We start from the raw sequence: 24,103 nt of genomic DNA on the forward strand, positions 1-24,103 counted from the left end.
TTTTAAGGAAGAACTGAAAAAATATATTGAATTAAGGAAGAACTGAAAAAATATATTGAATACTACAATACCAAACGGTTAAAGGCAAAATTAAAAATGAGTCCGGTACAGTACCGAACTCATTTTGAGAAAGCTGCCTAATGAAATAACCGTGTCTAACTTTTGGGGGTCACTTCATAATCGCCGGCTTTTATATAATGAATAGATGATCCTTTATAAGGACGGGCTTCCGCCATAATTCGATTTTCTGGTTAAAATATTCCTTCGGGCACCTTGCCTTCCCAGCAATCCGGTGTGTGCAGCCCCAGCACATGACCGATGACGGCGGCCGTGTCCATGATGCTGATCGGAGCGTCGAGAAGGCCGGGTTTTACGCCCGGACCCGTAATCCCCCAGGTGATGGTCATATCCATCGGATGGTCACTGCCATGGTCATTAGGATGAGCGCCTCCGCCGCCATGGTCCGTAACCGTGATGATCCACGTATCTTCCAGCAGTTGCTGATCATCCAGTGCCTCGATTATCATGTCTACGTACTTATCCGTAACGGCAATCTGCTCCAGCTGCTTATCAGTACCGAATCCGTACTTGTGGCCCGCGCCGTCGGGGTGATCCAACTGAATGAACATCAGTTTGAAATCGGGCTGCTGATGAATATAATCGACGATGGCTTCCGTCAGCTCGGGATCGGGTTTGGATTCCATATGAACATTGATCGTATTCTCAATGATTCCTGTGTTGATCGGTTCCCAGCAGCTGAACGCGGACAGAGGAGCATCCGGCCATTGCTGGCGGGCCAGCTTGAATAGTGACGAATAGGGGAAGTCATCCGGAATTTGCCCGTGGATCGCCCGGTCATTATCAAGACCGTGTTGGGCCGGGCTTACGCCATATAACAACGAGCCCCAACATTCAGCACTGATGCTGGGAAATACGGTCTGCGCATCGTACGAGTAGGCTCCAGCTTGCAGCAGGGCGTGAAGATGCGGTGCATCCGCTTCTTGAACGAACCTGCCTGCTCCATCAATTCCAAGAATAATGACGCGTTTAGCCATCGATAAAACCTCCTTGGTAAGAACAATTTGATCTTTATGCATAGAAGCTGAATAAAACAATATGCATCATGTGTACAGGATTGCTGCAGCAATGACTGTTGCTACCCCCATGATGCAATGGTGATGATACCCAGCGTGATGAGCACGGATGTAATGATTCGCCGCCAGCCTTGCTGCTCACGCAGAACGATGATGCCGAGCAGAGTGCCGAATACCGTGCTGATTTCACGAACCGGCGCGATGTGTGCAAGCGGAGTAAGCCGCATGGCGAACAGGAATAGCAAGTACGATCCCGGTGCCAGGATGGAGCCCAACAGAATCGTGCGCCAGTTCACCGTCCATTCCTGTTTCAGCCCTCTGGACAGTATCACGGGAACGATGAGAGCGATGAAATAACTGATATTGGATAATTGAATCAGGGCGATCGGAGAGACCCCTGCGTCCAGAACAGCCTTGTCGGTCAGGGTATATCCGGAAATGCATAGCCCAACCAGGCAAGCATAGATTAAGGCCTTGGGGTTCAGGCTGGAAGGGCCTCTGAATTTCAAACCCGATAAAGCAAACAACGAAAAGATAATGATGCTAAGGCCCATATAACCCGCTGCACTTAGATGCTCATGGAACAACACGAGGCTGCACAGCGAGGTCAGCATGGCCCCAAGCCCTCGCATAAACGGGTATACCTGGGACATATCGCCATGGGTATAGGCTTTGGAGAGCAGCGTAATATAGAAGCCCTGAATGGTCATAGACAGCAGCATAAGTCCGTAAATGTGCGGTTCCAGCTTTAGCCCTGACATCTCCATGAGAAATGAAGGCATCAGGAGGATTAAGGTGACAGAATGGATGCACCACAGAAACACCGATTTATGAATGCTTCGCTTCGTGAACAGATTCCAGAGGGCATGGGTAAGACCGGAAGACAGCACCAACAGCAGGGATAGCAGCTCCATCAGAAATGTCCGATAAGGACTTCAATGCTGCGGGCGGACAGATTATCCACCCATTCCTGCGAACAGCCCGGATCCGTGATAACCATGGAGATGTCCTCCAGTTTGGCGAGCTTCGAGAACGTGGTTACCCCGAGCTTGGTGTGATCGGCAAGAACGATGCCTTCCTCCGAACGCTCCAGCATTTTCCGCGATATGTAGGCTTCATCCAGATTGTAATCGGTAATGCCATCGGTTAAGGAGATACCGCCGACCGAGATAAATGCTTTATTGACCTTGAACTGTTCCAGCAGCATTTCAGTGAGAGGACCTGTTGCCGCCTGCTTGGTCCGGTCCATATCCCCGCCGATATAAATAATCTTTCCCTGAAAAATCTCCATAGCCAGATTCAGGACAGGCAGCGAATGGGTGATGACCGTCACATCGGACCGGTCCTTAAGATAACGGATGACTTCAATCGTGGTTGTTCCGTTATCCAGCAGAATGGTCTCCCCTTCCTTGACTAGGGAGGCGGCGAGTTTACCGATCGCGGCCTTTTCCTCTGCGCATGTCTGGGAACGGCTGGTGAAGGACGGTTCAATATGCCCGGAACGAGATTTGACGGCGCCGCCGTAAACTTTGCGCAGCTGGCCTTCTTTCTCTAACCGGTCCAAATCGCGGCGGATCGTTTCCGCGGATACCTCCAGCTGCTCCGCAAGGGCGTGGACTCTCACCTTGCCCTCCAGCTCCAATTGATTTAGGATCTTCCCCCTGCGTTCCTCATAGGTTACAGACATAAATTCATTCACCTCAATATTGTATATGACTGATGTTGACCGAAGATGTGGATTCGATTTTATACTAGGCTGGTTAAACCGTGTTGTCAACAAAAAAACATTGACTTTTCATTGTTTTCCCCACTAATATACACATAAAACCACATAAATTCATTGAAAAACCACATGTCCATGTAAAGGAGACGGTTATGTTGAAGCCAACTCTTCGATTCGGAGACGATCATACCTTCAAGATTGTGCAATTCACAGATATTCATTGGAAGAATGGGGAGCCGGAGGATCAGATGAGCCGGCGCTGCATGGAAACGGTATTGGACCTGGAGCAGCCTGATCTGGTGGTATTTACGGGCGATCTCATTTATTCGGGGGAAGCCGATCCCGGCTGGAAAAAGTGCCAGGATCCAGTGCAGGCCTTCAAGGATGTTGTCAAGACGGTGGAGTCACGCGGAATTCGCTGGGCCTTCGTATTCGGGAATCATGATACGGAGGGGGATATCACACGTGAAGAGCTTATGGATGCAGCCCTGCAGCACACCTACAACTGTGCAGAGCACGGCTCGCCGGAAATTCAAGGCGTAGGGAATTATACGCTTCCTTTATACGGCAGCAATGGGGAAGAGACAGCGGCCGTCTTGTACTTCTTCGATTCAGGGAGAGAGTCCGAACATCCTGCAGTTCCGGGGTACGATTGGATTCGGCGCGATCAGATCCGCTGGTATGAGATGGCGTCCTTGGCTTACAGCGCCAAGCATCAAGGGAATCCGCTGCCGTCATTGGCTTTTTTCCATATCCCTCTGCCGGAGTATCGTGAGGTGTGGGAGCGGAAGACGTGTTACGGCAGCAAGTTTGAAAGGGTATGCTGTCCGGAGGTGAATACCGGTCTGTTCGCGGCCATGCTGGAGCGGGGCGATGTGATGGGCACGTTCGCCGGACATGATCATATCAATGATTACTGGGGGGAGCTGCACGGCATCCGTCTTTGTTACGGCAGAGCTACCGGTTATGGTACATATGGCCGGGAAGGCATGCTCCGTGGTGCGAGGGTTATTCGCCTGCATGAAGGACAGCGGCAGTTCGACACTTGGATTACGCTGAGCGACGGCTCGCAGATTCGGGAACAGGAGAAGCATGAACCCGAGACGCCCCTCTGATATACGACAATAGTCAAAAACACACCTCTTATGAAATGTACGGAAAAGATCCGGTGGTTTCATGGGAGGTGTGTTTGGTTTGCGTTATTATCCTTATCCGTTCCTAAGCAGTCGCAGCAGCAGCTCCGCCTTAGGGGGCGTATAGCTCGGGTCCTCTTGGGACTTCAGCGTCATTAATCCCGATAGCACGGATAAATAACAGGCTACGAGCTCTCTCAGATCGCCTGCCGCAATCTCCCCGGCATCCTGCCCGGCTTCGAACAGCGGCATCAGCTGGTCAACAAAGGCATGGATGGAATAGCTCTCGATAATCCGCTTGGCCTCTTCGGGCACGCCATCCGAGGTACGTGCTTGCTGAATCAGCATAAAGTGCGTATTATCATCCTCTTGGAGAATCATGGAGGTTAGCAATGTAATTTTCTCAAGAGGGGTACCGGGCACGTTATAGATTTCGGAGAGCGCTAGCCGTGCCTCCTCCATCGACCATTGAACGAGCGTGATGAACAACTCGTCTTTGGATTTAAAATAATGATAGAGAAGACCGTGGCTGACCCCGGCTTCACTGGCGATCATGCTCATCTTGGTTCCGAAAATACCTCTTCTGGAAAATACCTTGATGGCAGCTCGCATGATTTGTTCTTTTCGTTCGTCGCGTATTTGATGCAATTGTTCTTCGTTTAACGGGGCCATTGCGTCCATCCCTCATCATGGAATTCTCTTGCTGATATCAACAATAACGCATTTGATTTATTCGGGCAATCCCATGGATAAGGGCAGAAATTCGTTATTAAAGACCGGGATGATCCGCGCGAGTAGTTCTTCCAGGGGCAAGTTTGTCTCCTGTAATACTTGATGAAGCCAAGCTTTACCTTTACCCGATGGGTCTGCATTCACGAGTGCGGTGATATATTCGGCATTAAACAAATCCTGAGGTGAGGCGAAGAGACCCGTTACCATCATATACTGTTCGAATACGGCCATATCGTTATGATCATAAGCCAGCTCCTGGCATATATCGAACAGCCTCTGGGCAAAAGAGAAGCCTTGGGCGGACAGGTGGCCCTCGTATGTCACGCCCGGCCATCTGAGATCCGCGGCTGCGCTAAGCCACCATGCAGGCTCAATGGCGGATTGAATCTTTAGGAGGGCGAAGCGTTCGAATCCCTCCTCAAGCAGAACTCCATTCTGCATCGATTGCAAGCATTGGTCCAGCGTATCTGCCTGGATGGCGGCCACCGTCATGCCCTGGCCGAATATCGGATCGAAACTGCAGAAAGCATCACCGAGCACCAGCAGACCGGAAGGCCAATCCTCCATCTGCTCGAAATGCTGTCTAAGGCATTCCTCGATCCGGTAGCCGCGCGGGTTTGAGACCGGTTCAAGCTGCTGAAACAAATCTCCGATGGCAGCGCCGAACAGATTTTGTGCCTCCTGGTCGTACAGCTGATGGTTGGTTGTCGGATAAGAGTCTCCTCCCGCGCGGTACAGAACAACCTCCGCAATCTGGTTCTCGATCGGATTGAATACGGCCGTGCCGATACCACGGGAGGGATCTCCTTCGTTCACAATGGTGCTCCACGCCGCTTGGATGTCTTCTGGCACCTTATAATGCCGCGTGCTATAACCAAGGGATATGTGCAGCCTCTCGGCCTCGGGTGTCGCATAACCGAGGTTCTGGAGCCAATCCGATAGCTTGGAACCGCGCCCGCTTGCATCCACGACGATATCCGCATTCATATGAAGGAGCGCCGGCTCTTCGACGCTTCTGTCCCGGAACACCACACCGGTAACGGTATTCTTGTCTGCGTCAAACAGCAATTGTTGGGCCGTCAGTTTCGGTAGGAGGGTGACGTTGGGCAGTTTGGCCACTCTGCTGCGCAGCGTCCACTCCAGCAGGGATCGGCTGCATCCCGCATTGGGCTCATCGGGCATTTCCAGCGTGCCGAAGCGGTTGGTCATTTTAACGGACTTATGCGCCCGGGGGTGGGCCCCGTGCTGAACCAGCTCCTCGGTTATGCCGGGGAACCATCGTTCAACAATCATCTTGCCGCGCTCAAGGAAACGGTGCGGATGATAGGCCTGCGGCGTACCCGCCCGAGTCTCCGGTCCTGCTGGAAACTCATCCCGATCCGTGATGATTACCTCTTCGTAATGCTTGGATAACACGGTTGCAGCGAATAGTCCGGCTATGCCTCCACCTAGAATGAGCGCTTTGCCTTTTGTTTTCATTCGAAGACCTCCAATATAGATTGATTTAGTCAGTCAATAATAAACGAAAAACATCCTCTGAATTTCAAATTTGGATAAAGAAGCAGGACAAATAGCGGTGAACGTCCTTAACGAATGGAGCGATGTCTCCTTTCTACTCTATATTTATGATTGATTAGGTCAGTCAATCATAAGATAAAGGTATTTATTGGATATGTCAATCCTGATTTACGTATAAGAAGCGCGAATTGCCTATAACTCCCCTTGTGTTCGCTTCGGAATTTTGGGACAATAAGGAGTGGACTATGAATAGAAAGAGGACCAATCAATGAACAAACCATCCATTTATGGATTAACATTAGATCAGTTGACGGCTTGGCTAGGCGAGCGTGGACATAAAAAGTTTCGGGCAACACAGGTATGGGAGTGGCTGTATCGGAAGCGGGTCACCGCTTTTTCCGATATGACGGATGTGCATCCGGAATGCTTGCAGCTGCTCGCGGAGCATTATACGATACTGACCTTGGAGGAGCACACCAAGCAGGAGTCTCTGGACGGAACGGTTAAGTTCCTGTTCAAGCTGGTGGACGGCAATCTGATTGAGACCGTATTAATGCGGCATAAATTCGGTTTGTCGGTCTGTGTGACTACTCAAGTCGGCTGTAACATTGGCTGCAGCTTCTGCGCCAGCGGTTTGCTGAAGAAGAGCCGCGATTTGTCCGCAGCGGAAATTGTGGAGCAGGTCATGCAGGTTCAGCTTCACTTGGATCAACAAGGCAAAAGCGAGCGGGTCAGCCATCTCGTGGTGATGGGGATCGGGGAGCCGTTTGATAATTATGAGAACATGTCGGATTTCATTCGCGTGATCAAGGATCATAAGGGGCTTGCCATTGGTCCCCGTCATATTACGGTATCGACCAGCGGGCTGGCTAACAAAATCGTCGAGTTCGCGGACAGCGATCTGGGCGTGAATCTCGCCATCTCCCTTCATGCGCCGAATGATGAGATTCGGACCCGCATTATGAAGATTAACAAAGCGATTCCGATCGAGAAGCTGATGGCAGCGATTGATTATTATCTGGAAAAAACGAATCGCCGTATCACGCTGGAGTACATTCTGCTGAAGGATGTGAACGATCAGCGGGAGCATGCGCTTGAGCTGGCAGAGCTTGTTGGCGAGCGACGCAATCTGGCGAATGTGAACCTCATTCCGTACAACCCGGTGGATGAGCACAGCCAATATCAGCGCAGCACAAAAGAATCGATTACCTCTTTTTACGATACTTTGAAAAAACAAGGCATCAGCTGCAGCGTTCGTCTGGAGCATGGAACCGACATCGATGCAGCCTGCGGGCAGCTGCGAAGCAAGCAGATCAAGAAAGCGCAGTAACAAGAATAACGCGCAATCCCAGGGGAATTTAACCGCTATGTGGATTGACCAGCTGTAAGGGCGTACCCATTCATATGGGTATGCTCTTCTTAATGAAATCCGAAGCGTTATATAAAAATTGAATCGAGAGGAAGGATGCTTTAACATGCTGGAGACACATCCAACCGTCAAAAAGCTGCAATTCAAGGACCTCGGCCAACCGGTTCTGATGCTAAACGCACCACAGGCCTTTCAAGAGGTCATCAATTCCCTGCAAGGGGAAGTTCATACGGAGCCTAAGCAAGTGCCTTACGATTTTGTGCAAGCCTTCGGGACAAGCAATGAAGAATTGCAGCGCTTAGCCAAGATCGCAGCCAGCTCTGTGACTGACAATGGCCTGCTGTGGCTGTGTTACCCCAAGAAGTCGTCCAAAACCTACAAGAATTCCGATTGCAGCCGGGAGAGTATTACGGGCATTCTTGCTGACGAAGGCTATGAGCCCGTTCGGCAAATCGCTATCGATGAGGATTGGTCCGCCTTGCGTTACCGTAAAGTGGAGTTGATCAAGTCCATGACCAGATCGTTCGCAGCAACCGCGAAGGGGAAGGAACGGACCGGTCAAGAGGACGATAAATAATTGCAAGTTCGATAGGCATACGGGAGATCGATTTTAGTGAAATTTACAGCCTGAATCAAAGAAAAATGACCCTTCGAGGGTCATTTTGTGTTCTTAATACGTCTTCTTCTTTGTTCGGTGGTCATGTCTGGATTTCCAGTCATGGTGTTTGGACTTCCAGTCGCGGTGCTTGGATTTGCGCTTACGCTGGTTGGCGTCTTTGTTAATGGCTTTGCTGCCACTGCCGCCGCCTACGGCGTGCTGCTGTCTGGTGCCGCGGCTCTCGATCGCGGAGTTGGTGCCGCCTGTGCTGTATTTGCCGGCGCCGCTTGCGATCTGCGTTGCAGACGCGTTTTGGCCTCCCTTCGGAAGCTTTACGACCTGCTTGTTAATGACGAATACCACTTCTTTTTGATTTTTTTTATGCTTGCTATGTTTCGAGTGATGTTTCGGATGATGTTTGGAGAAATGGTCCTTGTCCTTGGGGTCTTTTAATCCGAGATTTTTAGCGATTCCCCCGGCTCCGACGCTTTGTTGTTGGTACGTGTGCGGGGATTTAATGGCCGCATTGTTGCCTGCTGCGCTGCTTTTACTGGCGCCACTGGCGATTTGAGTGGTATTGGGGGCATTGGTGAATTGATCGTTCACCACAAAGACGAATCGCCCCACACCACCAAGAGGCGATGTTACGGAGAAACGTTGCTTGCCCTTCTCTACTGTGATGGTCAGATGTTCCTTCTGGGACACGCGCTTCATCTCCTCTTTTCAATGGAGTCTTATTTTATCGTAAGTGAATTCGATGCAGCTCGTAAGAGGTATGCGCTGATAGAATAGAAAATGGGGGAAGGGCCCTGAGTGCTGATAGGCAACCATTTTGCGAATAGAAAGAGTGTAAGAAGACACTCACTGTTGTGTATAATAATCAGAGTGATAGAAAGGATGGGAATATGCTGACAATCAAAGAATATAGCGTTGAACTGGTGAAGGATCCTTTTGGAATCCTGGCAGGCAAACGCTTTGAGTTTGTATGCGATTTGGACGTGCCGGAGGACGACGAGCTCTATTCGGAGCATGGCGTCTATCTGAGAGTGATTTATCTGGATGACGAGGAGTCTTCGCGCATTGTAAAATACGACTTCTATGAGCGGACAACCGACCAGTACCTGGACTTCGATATGGAGCCCGAGGAAGAGGAAGAACTCATGACTTTTTGCAAAGAGCATTTGCAGGAAGCGTAAATAGAGCCGGAAGATGAGAACAGGCAAGTCCGGAGTGACTTGGGCATTTCTGTGCAAATCTAAACGGATGGAATCTTATTCCAAAGTAATGGGAAATATTGCCCAAATAGTCCTTGCAAACTACGAATGACTTTGGTAAAGTTATACACAACTTATAAACGAACGGAGGGTTACGTATGTTGGATTATTCCCGATTGAGATCTTTTCGCGGCTAATGATATAGCGCTAAAGAGACCTGCACAGATGCAGGGTAATCGGGATGGGTCCGTCTTTTTTACGTAACCCATTTTTATGATATGTCTATAGAAGTACACGTTTTTTCATTTGCGGGATAACGGTGTTCTCACCTTCCTGTTTTATTTGAATGTGTATTTCGAGTAGGCATTCCAGGAACGGTGGACAGCTAAGACCCGTTCCGGTTACCCAGCACAGGCAGCTCGTTGCCTGTGCTTTTTTGTTGTAATGACGGCCTTGATGCAATGAAAAATGGAAGGGGATTGATTCCTTATGACAATAGCAAAACCAAATGATGATTATACACAAGTGATCCAAGAGATGCTGGAGATTGCCGGAAAACACGGGGTGAATTTGATTCCGGAGGGAATAGAGATGAATGAATCCGGCATGGATTTCCTTGTTGGATTCGCAGAGGAAGCAGGGACTGGAGCACGGTGGATTCTGCGTAAACCGAGACGATCGGATGTGCTGGATAGAGCAGATAACGAAGCTCGAGTCCTGAAGCTGATTCAATCCCATCTTCCGGTTGATGTACCGGATTGGCGGATTTACACGCCGGAACTCATTGCCTACCCGCTGCTAAGCGGGGAGCCTGCCGCTTCCGTCAGCATGGAAGGATATGCATGGAATATGGATCATGAGAATCCGGGCGAGGGGTTTATCCGCTCACTGGCTGAGGCGCTGGTTGCCTTGCATGGCGTCGATCACGATGCAGCCCGAGCAGCAGGTCTGCAGGTAAAGAGTCCCCAAGAGGTTCGTGATGAGACGGCGCGAAATATGGAAGACATCAAGAGCCGTCTGGGTGTTTCCGATGCGCTGTGGGAGAGGTGGCAAAAATGGCTGGAGGAGGATTCCTACTGGCCAACGCATTCTGCCCTCATCCATGGCGATCTTCACCCCCCGCATATCCTGATTGATGAGCGCGTGCAGGTGACCGGACTTTTGGATTGGACGGAGTCCGAGGTAGCAAGTCCCGCCAAAGACTTCGTGTTATACTACGCTATTTATGGCGAGCATAATCTCCGTGTCCTGTTGGACCGGTATGAACAAGCCGGAGGGAAGGTATGGCCGCGCATGTTCGATCATATTGTCGAACAGCATGCCGCGTATCCCGTGCTGATCGCCCAGTTCGCTCTCCTGACAGGTCAGGAAGAGTATATGACGATGGCGCGGAATGCCTTGGGTTTGACGGAGTAAGCCTCGCAGGAGGATGCAGCAAGGGGGTATTCCCGTTTGATAAGACTGCAAAGGCACAGAATACAGCGCTGAGAAAACAAAGAGCCAACCGATGCATACATTCGGTTGGCTCTTTGCATGATATAAATTAACAGAATTCAACATTATTTTGGATGAGCTGTAGGACATATAATAAAATCATGGTGAAATAAGGAGTAGGGTTAACGGATTTTTATTACATTCGTAACGCAATTTACATACCTGTAAACCTCTTGGTAGTGTAAATATGTTATCCTAGACATACTAAACTTACATACATCATTCATTAGGGAGGGGATTGACCGTGAATATTGAGGTACGTTTATGCCCGAAGGAACAGTCATTTATTCTGCATAACATATATCCGCTGTACTTGCATGACATTGCTGAGATATGGGGGGTCCGTCCTAACCGGTTCGGTGTATTTGAAAAAGAGGATGTGCCGACCTTAAGCGAGCAGAGCAAGCAGCTCGATGTGTGGTGGGAGCAGCCATCGGTTCTTTTTCCTTATCTGATCTCCGTAGATGGTATTGCGGCAGGGCTGGCTCTGGTGGCGACCACGCCATACATCCCATCGCCGAATATCCAGTACTACTTGAATGATTTTTTTGTGCTTCGGACTTTTCGAAGACAAGGTGTAGCCCAACGAGCGGCTGAGCTTGTGTTCGATCATTTCCAAGGTGCATGGGAGCTGCAAACGAATCCGACCGAGCGCAATATGAGTACCCAGATTTTTTGGCGAAAAACGTTGAACACGTACACGGGCGGACGATATACGGAGCATGATGGCGTCCATCCGGAGAAGGGGGATATGCTGGTCTTCCGTTTTAATAACAAATGAGATGGAGTCTCCAGCCTTTCTTTATAGGTGAAATCGGGCTTGACAGCTGGATGCCGCCGGGAGTAAACTGAGTTAAATTTTCGAACATGCTAGGATGAGGACGCCAGGATCGCAAATGGAAGCTGAGCCAGAGAACTGCTGGGTGGTGCGAAGCAGTCAGCGGCGATGCATGGCCATCACCTCGGAGCAGATCCGTCGATCGTTTATAACTTGAGGCGTATCCGGGTATTCCCTGCCGTTATCATGGGGCATCATTGATGGATGATGACGAGAGTGCGTATCGGCTTGTCCGGTGCGAATCAGGGTGGTAACGCGGAGACAAGGCTCCGTCCCTACAGGGGACGGGGCTTTTTTGTGTTCCTTTGGGCTGACGGAGACGCTGAAAGGCGGCGGGTCCGTGCGATCGGTCCACCACTTGGGCCGGGCAGGGAAAGATCATGTTAGAGAGAGGGAGGCTGAATCATGTTAACGAAGTTGATGCCTCAGGACGAGGTGCTGTACCAGGAAGATTTTATTCAGGATGAGGTGTCATATAATCTGATTCATCTCCTTGCCGGGTCGCCGCAGAACTTGGGGCTGAAATCGCCGGATGGACGCATGATCTTTGCGCAGTCTCCTCGTGGGAACGCATGGTTATGGATTTCCCGGAAGGTTTCCGGAGATAGGCGGCAGCACCTGCTCCAAGCGCTGGTTGGCGAGCTTAAGGAGGTGACCCTGCCTGGGGTGACCGGGGAGCCGGATGTGGCAGAGCGGTTTGCAAGCTGTTACGCAGAGGAACATGACGATGGAGTCTTATCATGCCCCCGCCGTGAAGCCCCCTCACTTCGTCGAGGGCGACATCAGGCAGGCCGCTGCTGAAGATACGCAGCAGGTGGCCCAGTTTCTGGTCGGATTCTCGGAGGATGCTTATGGGGTCCGCGCGAATGCGGCAAGCCAGATCGAGACAGCGCAGCGACTCATTCAGCAGGGGGGGTTAAATTTATGGATAGCCGGCGGCAAAGCGGTCTCGATGGCCAATGTTGCACACCGGTCACCACGGCACGGTCGCATCAACGCTGTATACACGCCGAGGGCTGAACGGAAAAAAGGCTATGCCGGCGCCCTGGTTGCAGAACTCGGACTTCGCTTGCTGCAGGACGGTTTGGTGCCCATGCTGTATGCCGATCAAGCCAACCCGGTCTCCAATCGATTGTATCAACATATCGGGTTTAGCCGGTGCGGGACGATTAGCGACTTCAAGTTTGTTAACAATGAATAACGAATAATGAATCCGCTAAAGCGGCTCGGCTTGGACAAAGCCGGGGAAGACGAAGGGCATCAATAAATGTTATTCTATAAAGGTAGCTAAAAAATGCATAGCCCGATTGGATAGTACATGATCCCGGAGCCAGACAATACCCACATCCGACTGGAAATCAGCGCTCGTAATGGACAGTGTCCGAATGTTGGGAATCGTAAATGAGGACATCACCGACTCGGGTAAAATGGTGGCGCCGATGCCTTCCGCTACCAATGCAACGATAATGGCAACGCTGGAGCATTCGCATATGACACGCGGTTCAAGTTCGCCGCGCTTAAATTCTTGTATTACCCGCTCATGCATCCCGATCGTCTGATCGGTTTTTAAGGACAAGAACGGATATTCCGCGAGCTCGCGCATCGAGATTTCCGAATGGGAGGATACACTTTCCCAGCTGCTTGGAAGGACCGCGACGAACGGGTCGGAGGGCAAAGGCTGAACGGCATAACGCTCAGGCCCGAAGCTGGATTCGAAAGGGAGCCGGGTCACCGCGAGCTCGATATTGCGCTTGTCGAGCTGATCCGCCAGCAGGGAGTGATCGCCTTCCCGGATCTTGAACGTGACCTCGGGATATTGCTGCCGAAAGATATGGATGCGCTGCGGCAGGAGCGAGATACAGGAGACGACGGCACCGATGGAGAGCATGCCGCGGATTCCCGCATGGATCTCCTTTACCTCGGTTAGCGTTTCATTGAACTGGTTCAGCAGGGACGCCGCTCTGTTCTGAAGCAGCTCGCCTGCGTGGGTGAGCTGAAGCTGCTTGCCGCTGCGTTCAAACAGCAGAACCCCGAGCTCTTCCTCCATTAGTTTCAGCTGACGGCTTAATGGAGGCTGCTCCATATTGAGCTGTTTTGCTGCACGCGTGATCTGCCCTTCCTGTGCAATCGTCAGGAAATATCGCAGCTGTCGAATATCCATGTTCATACCCCCTATCCATACCTTTAAGGTATGGTATCCCTATAAATCAGATATTTTTAATATAGGGTATCCATTGATATGATTCAACTAATAACGTTTGCAGAATAAGGAGATGTGTGCACATGACTTACACGATACCCGTGGAATTAACGACGACCCCGAAGACAAAGCCGAGCCACCATAAACAGGCTTTCGGCACGGTATTTACGGACCACATGTTTATTCTCGATTATGACGCAAGTCAAGGCTGGCACGATCCGCGCGTCGTTCCGTATCAGCCGATCGAACTGGACCCTGCCGCCAAGGTATTTCACTACGGGCAGACCGTATTTGAAGGCTTGAAGGCTTACTTGACGGAAGATGAGCGGATTCTCATGTTCCGCCCGAACAAAAATATTCAGCGGCTGAACCTGTCCAACCAGCGATTGAGCATTCCGGCATTGGACGAGGAGCTCGTTATGGAAGCGCTCAAGCAGCTCGTGCTCGTGGATCGCGACTGGATTCCTTCCGAGCCTGGCACATCGCTCTATATCCGTCCATTTGTGATCGCCACCGAGCCTGTGCTTGGCGTAGCGCCATCGCTGCAATACAAGTTCATGATTATCCTATCGGTGGTCGGTTCGTATTATGCGGAAGGCATCAATCCGGTCAGCATTTACGTGGAGCCTAAATACGTGCGTGCCGTAGCCGGCGGCGTGGGCAATGCCAAGACAGCTGGCAACTATGCGGCAGGTTTGAAGGCACAGGATGAAGCAACGCTGAAGGGATACTCGCAGGTACTGTGGCTCGATGGCGTACATCGCAAATATATCGAGGAAGTCGGCAGCATGAACGTGTTCTTCAAGCTGGGTGATACGGTCGTAACCCCGGCACTGAATGGCAGCATCCTGGATGGAGTTACCCGGAACTCCGTCATCCAGCTGCTTCAGCATTGGAACATCCCGGTAGAAGAACGGGCCATCTCCATTGATGAAATCGTGGAGGCCCATCGCAGCGGATTGTTGACCGAAGCTTTTGGCACCGGCACGGCAGCGGTCATTTCACCGATTGGCTCCCTGGAATGGCAGGATGAGCAATTGAAGATTGGTGAGGGAGCAACGGGCGAACTCTCCAAACGCGTATATGACGCCATCACGGGCATCCAGCTCGGAACGGTTGAGGATCCGTTCGGCTGGACGGTGGAGCTTGCATTATCTTAATGATCCTTTCTTTAAAGACCCTGTCTCAGGTATACTGAGGCAGGGCTTTTTTTTAGTAATAGGAAGTATACCCTTCAAGTGACTTACCCTGCCTATTTTCGCAAGAGAACATCCGGGTGAGTGCGGCCTGTGTTCTGAGAAATACGTCCATAAACGTTTTAAGTATAATAAGCGCTCATGTTACGATAAGGGTAAATTGTTGATACGTTGATGTCCGAAGGCATGGAGGTGCTTTTTTAGTGAATCGTCCGCAGAGTGTCGTTCCTGATGCTATAGATTTTACGAACGCTGCCTTTCCTTTTACAGCGTCGACCACGCACGGCATATTTGCCGGAGCCCAGCGCCTGCATTGGCATCATGCTTTGGAGCTCAATTATATTCAGAGCGGGACCGGATTTATTCTGATTAACGGGATGAAGCTCCAGTTTCAGCAGGGGGATATTATTTTCATCAACAGCAATGATCTTCACCGGGCGTATGAGACTGAGAACCTGGTGATGGATGTCATTATGTTCGAGCCTTCATTATTATCCATCGACCTCAAGTTCGATCCGGATCTGATGGCTCCCTTCCGTTCGCTCGGAAACATGGAGAGGCAGTCCCCCGTGCACGATGAATTGGCTCACCTGCTGGGGCGCATGATGGAGGAGTATCAAGCCCGAGGTACCGCATATATGAGCCTGATCCGCTCGGATCTTATTCGTTTCCTGAGTTTGGCGAACCGCCATCTCTCGATTCCGGCTCAAGCGAACAGGCCGATCAAGGGCAGGGGAATGCATGCGTTAAAAGAAGTCCTGCGCACGATGGAGCTTCAGCTGGACTACAGCTGGACGCTGCAGGAGCTGTCGGACTTAACGCATCTGAGCCCTTCCCGGTTCAGCGCTCTGTTCCAGCAGGCGGTCGGCACTTCACCGCACCATTATCTGATTCAGCTGCGTTTGACGCATGCCGTGCACTTGCTAGAGACGACGGACCAGAAAATTATCGAGATTGCGGAATCCTGCGGGTTTCGGAATTTGTCTAATTTCAATCGTCTGTTCAAGCAGCATGTCGGCGCATCGCCAAGCGAAACTCGGGAGCGTGCTTATGCCGGCACTCCTATAATCTCCTCCACTTCAAAAACCAAGAAACAGTAAGATAGTATCACTCCTTGATCGTATAACAGTAGATGGATGCCAGTGGAAGCGGTATCTTAAATATATACCACCACATGACGCCGCTGTATGGCGGGTAGGAGTGAAATGCATGAGTTTGTATCTGGGTGTAGATGCCGGCGGTAGTAAGACACACGCCGTGATCTGCGATGAACAAGGGAACATTCTTGGCAAGGGAGCGTCTGGGAACGGCAATCACCAGATTCACCGTGAACATGCGGCCCGTAATATTGAGGAAGCCTGCAATGCGGCTCTTCAAGAGGCTGGAGCTGCCAAAGAAGATATCAGTTATGCTTATTTCGGCTTGGCCGGAGCAGATCGGGAAGCCGATTATGAGATCCTGCGTCCGATGATCGGGGCTCTCGGTTATCCTAAGCATGATATCGCATGCGATACCATGATCGGGATGAGGGCTGGAACGAGCCGTCCGTATGGCGCTGCATTGATCTGCGGTACGGGCTTCAACAGCGCGGCCCGAAATCGTGCGGGAGAAGAGCTGCAGTATGGAGGCTTTGGCTTCTTGTATGGAGACGGCTACGCGGGCGGTTCCGGATTTGCCACGCTGGCTTTCCGGGCAGTCATTCGGGCCTGGGATGAGCGGGGACCGGCAACTTTATTGACATCGCTCGTACTGGAGCAAATGGGATACACGTCTGTAGAACCGATGTATGAGGATGTCCTCTACGGTAAGACGAAGGTTCCGCCAAGCCTCGTGAAGACCCTGTTCCAGGCGGCTGAAGCAGGTGACGAGGTAGCCACCCGAATTCTTGAGAATGAAGGCGAAGAGCTGGCCAATGCGGTATGTACGCTGATCCGGCGGCTGGACATGACGGATGAAGCCTTTGACATTGTCTATATCGGCAGTGTGCTGAACAGGCCGAACAGCTCGATCCTGACGGATGCGATCGAGCGGATCGTTGCGGTCCGGGCACCGCATGCAACCTGTGTAAGACTGACATCCGATCCGGTTTCCGGCGCGCTTCTTTGCGCGATGGACGCTGATGGTCATGCCATTGATGTACAGGCGGAGGCCAAACTGAAAGCATTTACGTTTGAGCAGGCAACCACAGCCTGATCAATTTATCGTTGGATAAGAACCTGATAAATACGGATTGATATCATACCTTGGAGGCGATTAACGTGGCAGCAGGATTAAAGATAGCGGTCATCGGGGGAGGTTCCTCCTATACCCCGGAAATTGTTGAAGGTTTCATTCGCAATTATGAGCAAATGCCGATTCGCGAACTGTGGTTTGTTGACATTGAAGAAGGCAAGCATAAGCTGGAGATTGTAGGCAATCTGGCTAAACGCATGGTGAAAGAGTCGGGCCTGCCGATCGAGGTTCACCTGACGCTGGATCGCAGACAAGCGATTGCGGGTGCCGATTTTGTGACGACCCAGATGCGTGTCGGCCTGCTCGCGGCACGTAAACAGGATGAGCATATTCCGATTAAACACGGCGTCATCGGGCAGGAGACGACGGGCCCGGGCGGCATGCTGAAGGCGCTGCGCACGGTTCCGGTGATTCTGGACATTTGCCGCGATATCGAGGAGCTGGCACCGAATGCGTGGATGCTGAACTTCACGAATCCGGCGGGTATCGTCACGGAGGCGGTTGCTAAGCACAGTATGGTGAAATCGGTCGGTCTGTGCAACTCGCCGATTAACTTTCAGAAGTTCCTGGCGGCGGAGTATGGCGTGTCGGAGAAGGACGTTCTGGCCGAGTTTGTCGGGATCAACCATCTGCATTGGGTGACGTCCGCTATCGTTAACGGGGAAGAGAAGATGCCGGAGCTGCTGGACGGCGGCAAATCGTATACGGCGAAGAACGTGCCGACCTTCGGCTGGGATGCGGACTTTATCCGCTCGCTTGGGGCGATCCCGACGTATTATCTTAAATATTTCTACATGACCGATACGATGTTTGCGGATATGAAGGCATCGCTGGAGAAGGACGGAACCCGAGCGGACGTGGTCAGCCGCGTTGAACAGGAGCTGTTTGAGCTTTACAAGGATGAGAATTTGGCCGTGAAACCGAAGCAGCTTGAGCAGCGGGGCGGTGCTTATTACTCTGAAGCGGCAGTCAATCTGATGACGTCCATCTACAATGACCGCCATGATATCCAGACATTGAATGTCGCAAACGGCAATATCTATGATTTCCTGCCTGCGAACGCCAGCATCGAGATCAATTGCGTGGTAACAGGCCAGGGTCCCATCCCGCTTGCACCGCAGAACGTGCCTTCCCATGTAAAAGGGCTAATGCATGCGGTTAAGGTATACGAACAATTGACGATCGAAGCCGCCATTACCGGTGATCGCGGCATTGCGCTGCAAGCGCTGGTTCACCATCCGCTGGTGCCTTCCGTAAGTGTAGCGAAGCAGCTGCTGGGTGAAATGCTGGAGGCGAACAAAAAGTACTTGCCGGCTTTTTTTAAGCCGGAGGCTGTGCTGTAAGGCGGAATGAAACCCAAACGGTGCGATTTTGATATAGAGCCATGCAAAACCCCTCTTCGAAATTGAAGAGGGGTTTATTGAAGTTATCAGAAAGTATAACTTCGAAGCTTGTGACTTCCTGATATCGCATGGAAAACTTCCTCTAACTGCGTAAATCTGTCATCTGTGAAAGTGCGTCCATAGAGGTTTTTTACAGGAGTCTTGAAATCATGAATAACATGAATTTTCGGTTTGGATCTTCATTCCTGTCACATCTCGATGCCCTCGCCCGTCATACCCGTATAAAACCGAAAGGGATGATGACGGATGCTAAAATATGACGTAGCCGTTGTAGGTGGAGGCGTAGCCGGTTTAACAGCTGCAATCTATGCGGCAAGAGCCGGAAAGCAAACGATACTCGTTGAAAAGCAGGAGCGTTTAGGTGGTCGGGCCATGACCTATAAGAAGAAGGGAGCCTACTTCAATCTGGGCGGGCATGCCTTATATCATGGAGATGCCCTTTCAACCTTTCGCGAATTAGGGCTCCAATTGCCGGGAGGCCAACCTTCGATTGACGGGTACGGGATTTGGAAAGGGAAACTAAGTCCGTTGCCCATGGGCGTGAAATCCCTATTCACCACCCCTCTATTATCCTGGAAGGGCAAGATGGAGCTCGGCGCCTGGCTTGCGAAATTAGGTAAACTGGATACGCAGCTGTACGACAACATGAGTCTGCGCGAATGGATTGAAGATAGCGTGCAGGATCCGATGGTACGAAATTTATTCTATTCGCTATTGCGTACAGCGAGTTATGTGGTAGCCCCTGACCTGCAGGCTGCCGGTCCCGTACTGCAGCAGCTTAAGCATGCGCTTAAGGGAGTGTTGTATCTGGATCGGGGCTGGGGGGCCATGGTCGATGAATTAAAACAAAAGGCTCTGGAGCAGGGAGTTCAAATGATAACGAAGAATAAAGTCCTTTCGGTTGAGCATCACGAGGGAAAGGTACGGCACGTCCTTTGCGGCGATGGCATGAAAATAGAAGCAAACCATATTATTCTTACCACACCGCCAGCTGTCGCTCACGAACTGGTGCCCCATGCAGAAGAAACCGCCCTTCATACTTGGAAGGAGCAGGCGGTCGAAGTGACAGCGGCTTGCTTGGATGTAGCCCTGCGTCGTCTTCCGGAACCGAAGCAGCAGTTTGTGTACGGCCTCGATCAAACCGTCTTTCTCTCGAATCAATCCCGAGCGGCTTACCTGAGTGATGATGGCGCACAAGTCATAACCTTGCTTAAGTATCAGGGCAAGGAGAAGGATGCAAGAAGGGATCTGCAGGAATTAGAAGAAACCTTAGACTTGGTGCAGCCCGGTTGGCGCAACGAGCTCGTGGAGAAACAATACCTTCCTAACATCACGGTCTGCCACGATTTTATGCATGTGAAACGCCAGGAGAACCCGGGTCCAGCCGTCCCTGAAATCGGCGGGTTGTATGTAGCGGGAGAATGGGCAGCGCATGGCGAACTCTTGGTTGATGCTGCAACTGCAAGCGCCAAGCGGGCTGTACAGCATATACTCTCGCTTGAAAGTGAGGAAAGGACCCCGAATGAGCACAGAGTTATTGTATAAAAGCTATCGATCCGCTCTTTTCTCGTTAGCTTACCGGATGCTGGGAAGTGTAATGGATGCGGAAGATATCGTACAGGAGGCCTTCATCAGCTATAACCAATTGCCTCATCCGGAGGACATTCGCAATGAGAGAGCGTTTCTGTACAAAATCGTAACGAATCGCTGCTTGGATTTGCTGCGCTCTTCTGCCAAAAAGCGCGAGCTGTACGTCGGTCCCTGGCTGCCGGAACCCTTAATCGAGAATATGGCGTCAGAGACGGACCCTTCGCTTATCGTAGAGCAGCAAGAGTCCATTTCTACAGCATACCTGCTGCTCCTTCAGCAGCTTAACGCGGTGGAAAGAGCTGTTTTTCTTCTTCGCGAGATTTTTCATTATTCCTATGACGAAATTGCTGAAATTCTGGGAAAAAGCAGTGCCAATTGCCGTCAAATCTTCCGCCGCGCTAAGAGCAGCATTCATTTTGATCCTGATCAGAGACCCTCGATCTCGGTGGCGGAGGCGCAGATCAAGGATTTTGTGGACTCCCTCTTACAGGGGAATACGAGTAAGCTGCTGGAGCTGTTAAGCGAAAATGTCGTTCTCTACTCGGACGGTGGCGGTAAAGTCAGAGCTGCGCAAATTCCTGTGGTTGGAGTCCATAAAGTGATCCAATTGCATCTGAACCTGCTTAAAATGTATGAAGGACAATATGCGTACTCTTATCTTACCGTCAATGGTCTGCCGGGAATGCGGATCCGGTTGGATAACGGTGTCCAATTCATTTATTCTTTTGCTTTTAAGAACCATCGGATCGAAACGATTTATACCGTGGCAAATCCGGATAAACTCAGGCATGTACAGTTGCCGTGATGCAAAAAAACAGGGCCGATTTAAGATCATAGGATCTTAAATCGGCCCTGCTGCATAGTAATCCGTTATACGCCGGAATAAGCCATGAAGCCGCCGTCTACGGGAATCACCGTTCCGGTGACGAACCCGGAGGTCTGATCATCCACAAGCCAGAGCAGGGTGCCGAGCAGATCCTCCGGCACGCCGAACCGTCTCATGGGGGTATGGGAGATGATTTTATGAGAGCGCTCGGTTAATGAACCGTCGCTATGGGTCAGCAGATTGCGGTTCTGCTCGGTCAGGAAAAAGCCTGGCGCGATCGCGTTCACGCGAATGCCGGATTCCGCGAGATGTACGGACAGCCACTGCGTGAAGTTGTTGATGGCCGCTTTGGCTGCACTGTAAGCCGGGACCTTGGTCATCGGGCTGGGTGCGCTCATGGACGAGATATTCAGCACGACGGCCCCGGGACGTCCCAGCATCCCTTCCGCAAAGACTTGCGTCGGTATCAGCGTGCCGATGAAGTTCAAATCGAATACGCTGCGGAAGCCAGGTACGCTTAACCCGAAAAAGGTTGTCAGATCCGGCTGCCCCACATCCTCCGGACGGAAAATTTCGTTGGTTGTATTCGCGTCTTTCCGGTTACCGCCGGCTCCGTTAATGAGGATATCGCAAGGTCCGAAAGACTCGCGCACAGCCTTTTCCGCTTGCCGGACGCTTTCCACATCCGTTACATCGCAGGAAACGGCAATCGCTGTACCGCCGGCTGCCGTAATTTCATCCGCCACCTGCTGCCCTTTCTCGGCCGTACGATTCAGGACGGCGACCTTGGTACCTTGCCGGCCCAGCTCCAAAGCCATTGCCCGGCACAGCACCCCGGAGCCGCCCGTAATAACAACCGTCTTCCCGTTTAATGACGGATGAATGGGAAGGGATGACGTCACTTGTGGCGTGGATTCATGAGAAACTCCGCTTGGTCCGGGTTCAGATGTACCCGTTGCATGGATATTTACCTCACTCATTGAACAGCCTCCTTCAGCTGAGCTGCGCGTCCCGCACGCTCCCGGCTGTAAGCGTCCCACAGCCCCCAGAGATACATAATGCCGAGGGCGCGGTCATACAGACCGTAACCCGGACGGCACTGCTCGCCCCAGATATGCCGCCCGTGATCGGGTCTTACATATCCGGTGAAACCGTTGTCATGATAGGCTTGCACAATGCCGGAAATATCAACGGTACCGTCCTCGGTACGGTGGGACGTTTCAATGAAGTCGCCGTTATCAAAGACGCGTACATTCCGGATGTGCGCAAATGGAATCCGGTCATGGAACTCATGGATCATGGAGACGATGTCATTATCCGGATTGGCGCCAAGCGAACCGCTGCACAGGGTCAAGCTGTTCGCCGGACTATCGTATAGCTTGAGGAATCTCCGCAGATTCTCCTGGCTGGTAATGACCCGTGGCAGACCGAAGATCGGCCAAGGCGGATCATCCGGGTGAATAGCCATTCGGATGCCGTTCTTCTCGGCAGCCGGGATGACGGCGCTTAAGAAATATTCGAGGTTGCGCCACAGATCGTCCTCGGTAACGCCGCGGTATGCTTCGAACAGGGAGGTCAGATGCGCCAAGCGCTCCGGTTCCCAGCCTGGCATCGTAAGCGTGCTGTTTCGGTTGATCGTCTGTACCAGCTCCATCGGATCAATGCCGTGGATCTTGGCCTTCTCAAAGAAGAGAGCCGTCGATCCATCGGCAGTCTGCTTATGGAGATCGGTTCTAGCCCAGTCAAACACCGGCATGAAATTGTAGCAGATGACCTTGACGCCGACCTGGCCCAATTTCTCAATCGTCCGGATGTAGTTGGCTATGTACTGATCCCGCGAGGGCAGCCCAAGCTTGATATCCTCATGCACATTGACGCTTTCGACGACGTCAATATGAAGGCCGTACGCTTTTGCCTGGTCCGCGATTTCTTCAATTCGCTCCATCGGCCATTCCTCGCCGACAGGAATATCGTGAAGTGCCCATACGATGCCCTCCACGCCGGGGATTTGTCTAATCTGATCCAGCGAGACCGTATCGTTGCCCTCGCCAAACCACCTGAATACCATGCGCATTTCTTCACCGCCTTTACAAGTTTAAGGAGTTAACGCAAAGCTGCTGGGAATTTTGCAAGTTACGAGTGCACCGCCAAGATGGAAGCCTGCGAACGGCTAAGTCTATCCGCCTGGATTGCTTTATTTAAAATAATCGGGATGCTTCTCTTTCAGCACGGCCAGATTGGAGATGATCAGGCTGAGATGCGCCTGCATTTCCCGTTCGGCATGATCGGCGTCATGACGTGAAATCGCGTCCGCGATCTCCCGATGCTGCTCGTACAGGTTGGTCCAATTCGGATCGGCGGACAACCATAACATCCGGCTCCGGTTCAGATGAGCGTTCATCTGCTGCAGCACGTTCCATGTGCCGACCTTACGGCAGCCTTCGAACAAAATACGATGAAAGGCCTCATCCAGATCAAACATATGCTTGCCGTCATGCTTCTCGATGCTCTCGCGCTGCTCGGACAGATTGTGCTCCAGCTCGGCGAATTTATCCTCGGGAAAGCTTTCGCAGGCAAGCCGGACCACGGCTTTCTCCAGCTGCTCGCGCATGAAGCGCGCTTCCTCGACCAACTCCGAATCGATGAGCGAGACGCGCGTGCCGCGCTGGGGAAGCACCACAACCAGGTCCTCCTGGGCCAAACGGACAAAGCTTTCCCGTACCGGGGTCCGGCTGACCTCGAAGGATAGGGAAACCTCCTTCTCGGATAAAGCCGTTCCCGGCGGCAGCTCCAGACTGACAATTTGCTGTTTAAGCCGGGAGTACACGATATTTCCGGCCGATCCTGGCTGTAATCGCAAAGATTCTACCACTGCATCACCTCCTAATGTATTCCATACTACCATACTTGTATGGTAGTATGGAACTGAAAATCGAAATAAGA

Annotated in this window: 24 protein-coding genes and 1 pseudogene; 15 read left to right on the top strand and 10 right to left on the bottom strand. The window is 51.5% G+C overall.

The window, feature by feature from the left end; translation table 11 throughout:
• Positions 1 to 33 precede the first annotated feature (33 nt).
• Positions 34 to 141: pseudogene (locus ACPV3A_RS28710) on the top strand (IS3 family transposase); the annotation flags it as partial.
• A 110-nt stretch (positions 142 to 251) separates the two neighbouring features.
• Here ACPV3A_RS28710 and ACPV3A_RS28715 read toward each other — a convergent pair.
• The 3 genes from ACPV3A_RS28715 to ACPV3A_RS28725 all read right to left on the bottom strand — a co-directional run bounded on the left by ACPV3A_RS28715 (position 252) and on the right by ACPV3A_RS28725 (position 2,781).
• Positions 252 to 1,055, bottom strand: a complete 804-nt coding sequence (locus tag ACPV3A_RS28715; protein WP_194540089.1) for an alkaline phosphatase family protein — start codon at positions 1,053 to 1,055, stop codon at positions 252 to 254.
• A 101-nt stretch (positions 1,056 to 1,156) separates the two neighbouring features.
• Positions 1,157 to 2,008, bottom strand: coding sequence for a DMT family transporter (locus tag ACPV3A_RS28720; RefSeq protein WP_216533600.1), 852 nt, complete (start codon positions 2,006 to 2,008; stop codon positions 1,157 to 1,159).
• Positions 2,008 to 2,781, bottom strand: coding sequence for a DeoR/GlpR family DNA-binding transcription regulator (locus ACPV3A_RS28725; RefSeq protein WP_194540087.1), 774 nt, complete (start codon positions 2,779 to 2,781; stop codon positions 2,008 to 2,010). Before ACPV3A_RS28725 ends, ACPV3A_RS28720 begins: the two co-directional genes overlap by 1 nt.
• Before the next feature lie 191 nt (positions 2,782 to 2,972).
• Between ACPV3A_RS28725 and ACPV3A_RS28730 the strand changes: the two genes are divergently transcribed.
• On the top strand, positions 2,973 to 3,932 hold the full coding sequence (locus ACPV3A_RS28730; RefSeq protein ID WP_339296737.1) for a metallophosphoesterase family protein: 960 nt from the start codon (positions 2,973 to 2,975) through the stop codon (positions 3,930 to 3,932).
• A 93-nt stretch (positions 3,933 to 4,025) separates the two neighbouring features.
• Here ACPV3A_RS28730 and ACPV3A_RS28735 read toward each other — a convergent pair whose 3' ends face one another.
• Positions 4,026 to 4,622 (bottom strand): TetR/AcrR family transcriptional regulator, encoded by a 597-nt coding sequence (locus ACPV3A_RS28735; protein WP_194544982.1) that lies wholly within the window; start codon positions 4,620 to 4,622, stop codon positions 4,026 to 4,028.
• 57 nt (positions 4,623 to 4,679) lie between these two features.
• Positions 4,680 to 6,161, bottom strand: a complete 1,482-nt coding sequence (locus ACPV3A_RS28740; RefSeq protein ID WP_194540086.1) for an FAD-dependent oxidoreductase — start codon at positions 6,159 to 6,161, stop codon at positions 4,680 to 4,682.
• 307 nt (positions 6,162 to 6,468) lie between these two features.
• Here ACPV3A_RS28740 and rlmN point away from each other — a divergent pair, with 307 nt between their 5' ends.
• Together rlmN and ACPV3A_RS28750 are read left to right on the top strand one after the other, a co-directional pair.
• Entirely contained in the window at positions 6,469 to 7,530 is a 1,062-nt protein-coding gene (gene rlmN, locus ACPV3A_RS28745; RefSeq protein ID WP_194540085.1) for a 23S rRNA (adenine(2503)-C(2))-methyltransferase RlmN, read from the top strand.
• Positions 7,531 to 7,675: 145 nt separating this feature from the next.
• Positions 7,676 to 8,146 carry a DUF3052 domain-containing protein gene (locus ACPV3A_RS28750; protein WP_194540084.1) on the top strand — a complete coding sequence of 157 codons (471 nt, stop codon included), beginning with the start codon at positions 7,676 to 7,678 and terminating at the stop codon, positions 8,144 to 8,146.
• A 93-nt stretch (positions 8,147 to 8,239) separates the two neighbouring features.
• On the opposite strand, the gene ACPV3A_RS28755 is transcribed toward ACPV3A_RS28750, so the two are convergent.
• Complete coding sequence (locus tag ACPV3A_RS28755; RefSeq protein ID WP_233354686.1) at positions 8,240 to 8,872, bottom strand: hypothetical protein; 633 nt, start codon at positions 8,870 to 8,872, stop codon at positions 8,240 to 8,242.
• A gap of 200 nt (positions 8,873 to 9,072) precedes the next feature.
• Here ACPV3A_RS28755 and ACPV3A_RS28760 point away from each other — a divergent pair, with 200 nt between their 5' ends.
• From ACPV3A_RS28760 to ACPV3A_RS28780, 5 genes are all read left to right on the top strand, one after another.
• On the top strand, positions 9,073 to 9,363 hold the full coding sequence (locus ACPV3A_RS28760; RefSeq protein WP_339220535.1) for a DUF6509 family protein: 291 nt from the start codon (positions 9,073 to 9,075) through the stop codon (positions 9,361 to 9,363).
• 507 nt (positions 9,364 to 9,870) lie between these two features.
• Positions 9,871 to 10,797, top strand: a complete 927-nt coding sequence (gene mphI, locus ACPV3A_RS28765) for a macrolide 2'-phosphotransferase MphI (RefSeq protein ID WP_220687195.1) — start codon at positions 9,871 to 9,873, stop codon at positions 10,795 to 10,797.
• Between the two features lie 322 nt (positions 10,798 to 11,119).
• Complete coding sequence (locus ACPV3A_RS28770; protein ID WP_071218703.1) at positions 11,120 to 11,656, top strand: GNAT family N-acetyltransferase; 537 nt, start codon at positions 11,120 to 11,122, stop codon at positions 11,654 to 11,656.
• Between the two features lie 462 nt (positions 11,657 to 12,118).
• Positions 12,119 to 12,514: a hypothetical protein gene (locus ACPV3A_RS28775; protein ID WP_426202933.1), complete on the top strand. Its 396-nt coding sequence runs from the start codon at positions 12,119 to 12,121 to the stop codon at positions 12,512 to 12,514.
• A complete protein-coding gene (locus ACPV3A_RS28780) occupies positions 12,441 to 12,914 on the top strand; it encodes a GNAT family N-acetyltransferase (protein WP_426202936.1) in 474 nt (157 codons plus the stop codon). The genes ACPV3A_RS28775 and ACPV3A_RS28780 overlap by 74 nt, the downstream gene beginning before the upstream one ends.
• A 69-nt stretch (positions 12,915 to 12,983) precedes the next feature.
• Here ACPV3A_RS28780 and ACPV3A_RS28785 read toward each other — a convergent pair whose 3' ends face one another.
• On the bottom strand, positions 12,984 to 13,874 hold the full coding sequence (locus tag ACPV3A_RS28785) for a LysR family transcriptional regulator (protein WP_113057843.1): 891 nt from the start codon (positions 13,872 to 13,874) through the stop codon (positions 12,984 to 12,986).
• Between the two features lie 122 nt (positions 13,875 to 13,996).
• Here ACPV3A_RS28785 and ACPV3A_RS28790 point away from each other — a divergent pair, with 122 nt between their 5' ends.
• From ACPV3A_RS28790 to ACPV3A_RS28815, 6 genes are all read left to right on the top strand, one after another.
• The gene (locus ACPV3A_RS28790; RefSeq protein WP_220687197.1) at positions 13,997 to 15,073 is read left to right on the top strand and encodes a branched-chain amino acid aminotransferase; all 1,077 of its coding nucleotides are present in this window, start codon (positions 13,997 to 13,999) and stop codon (positions 15,071 to 15,073) included.
• Positions 15,074 to 15,312: 239 nt separating this feature from the next.
• The gene (locus ACPV3A_RS28795) at positions 15,313 to 16,209 is read left to right on the top strand and encodes a helix-turn-helix domain-containing protein (protein WP_426202940.1); all 897 of its coding nucleotides are present in this window, start codon (positions 15,313 to 15,315) and stop codon (positions 16,207 to 16,209) included.
• A gap of 109 nt (positions 16,210 to 16,318) precedes the next feature.
• Positions 16,319 to 17,302, top strand: coding sequence for an N-acetylglucosamine kinase (locus ACPV3A_RS28800; protein WP_339220524.1), 984 nt, complete (start codon positions 16,319 to 16,321; stop codon positions 17,300 to 17,302).
• A gap of 65 nt (positions 17,303 to 17,367) precedes the next feature.
• The gene (locus ACPV3A_RS28805; protein ID WP_426202942.1) at positions 17,368 to 18,684 is read left to right on the top strand and encodes a 6-phospho-beta-glucosidase; all 1,317 of its coding nucleotides are present in this window, start codon (positions 17,368 to 17,370) and stop codon (positions 18,682 to 18,684) included.
• Positions 18,685 to 18,990: 306 nt separating this feature from the next.
• Entirely contained in the window at positions 18,991 to 20,289 is a 1,299-nt protein-coding gene (locus tag ACPV3A_RS28810; protein ID WP_426202944.1) for a phytoene desaturase family protein, read from the top strand.
• Positions 20,267 to 21,139 carry an RNA polymerase sigma-70 factor gene (locus ACPV3A_RS28815; RefSeq protein ID WP_426202946.1) on the top strand — a complete coding sequence of 291 codons (873 nt, stop codon included), beginning with the start codon at positions 20,267 to 20,269 and terminating at the stop codon, positions 21,137 to 21,139. The genes ACPV3A_RS28810 and ACPV3A_RS28815 overlap by 23 nt, the downstream gene beginning before the upstream one ends.
• 65 nt (positions 21,140 to 21,204) lie before the next feature.
• On the opposite strand, the gene ACPV3A_RS28820 is transcribed toward ACPV3A_RS28815, so the two are convergent.
• The 3 genes from ACPV3A_RS28820 to ACPV3A_RS28830 form a co-directional block, all read right to left on the bottom strand.
• A complete protein-coding gene (locus ACPV3A_RS28820) occupies positions 21,205 to 22,140 on the bottom strand; it encodes an SDR family oxidoreductase (protein ID WP_426202949.1) in 936 nt (311 codons plus the stop codon).
• Entirely contained in the window at positions 22,137 to 23,234 is a 1,098-nt protein-coding gene (gene uxuA, locus ACPV3A_RS28825; protein ID WP_194540074.1) for a mannonate dehydratase, read from the bottom strand. Before uxuA ends, ACPV3A_RS28820 begins: the two co-directional genes overlap by 4 nt.
• Before the next feature lie 120 nt (positions 23,235 to 23,354).
• A complete protein-coding gene (locus ACPV3A_RS28830; RefSeq protein WP_339220515.1) occupies positions 23,355 to 24,032 on the bottom strand; it encodes a GntR family transcriptional regulator in 678 nt (225 codons plus the stop codon).
• Positions 24,033 to 24,103 lie beyond the last annotated feature (71 nt).

It is taken from the genome of Paenibacillus sp. Dod16 (genome assembly GCF_049893405.1).
Taxonomy (GTDB): Bacteria; Bacillota; Bacilli; order Paenibacillales; family Paenibacillaceae; genus Paenibacillus_AQ.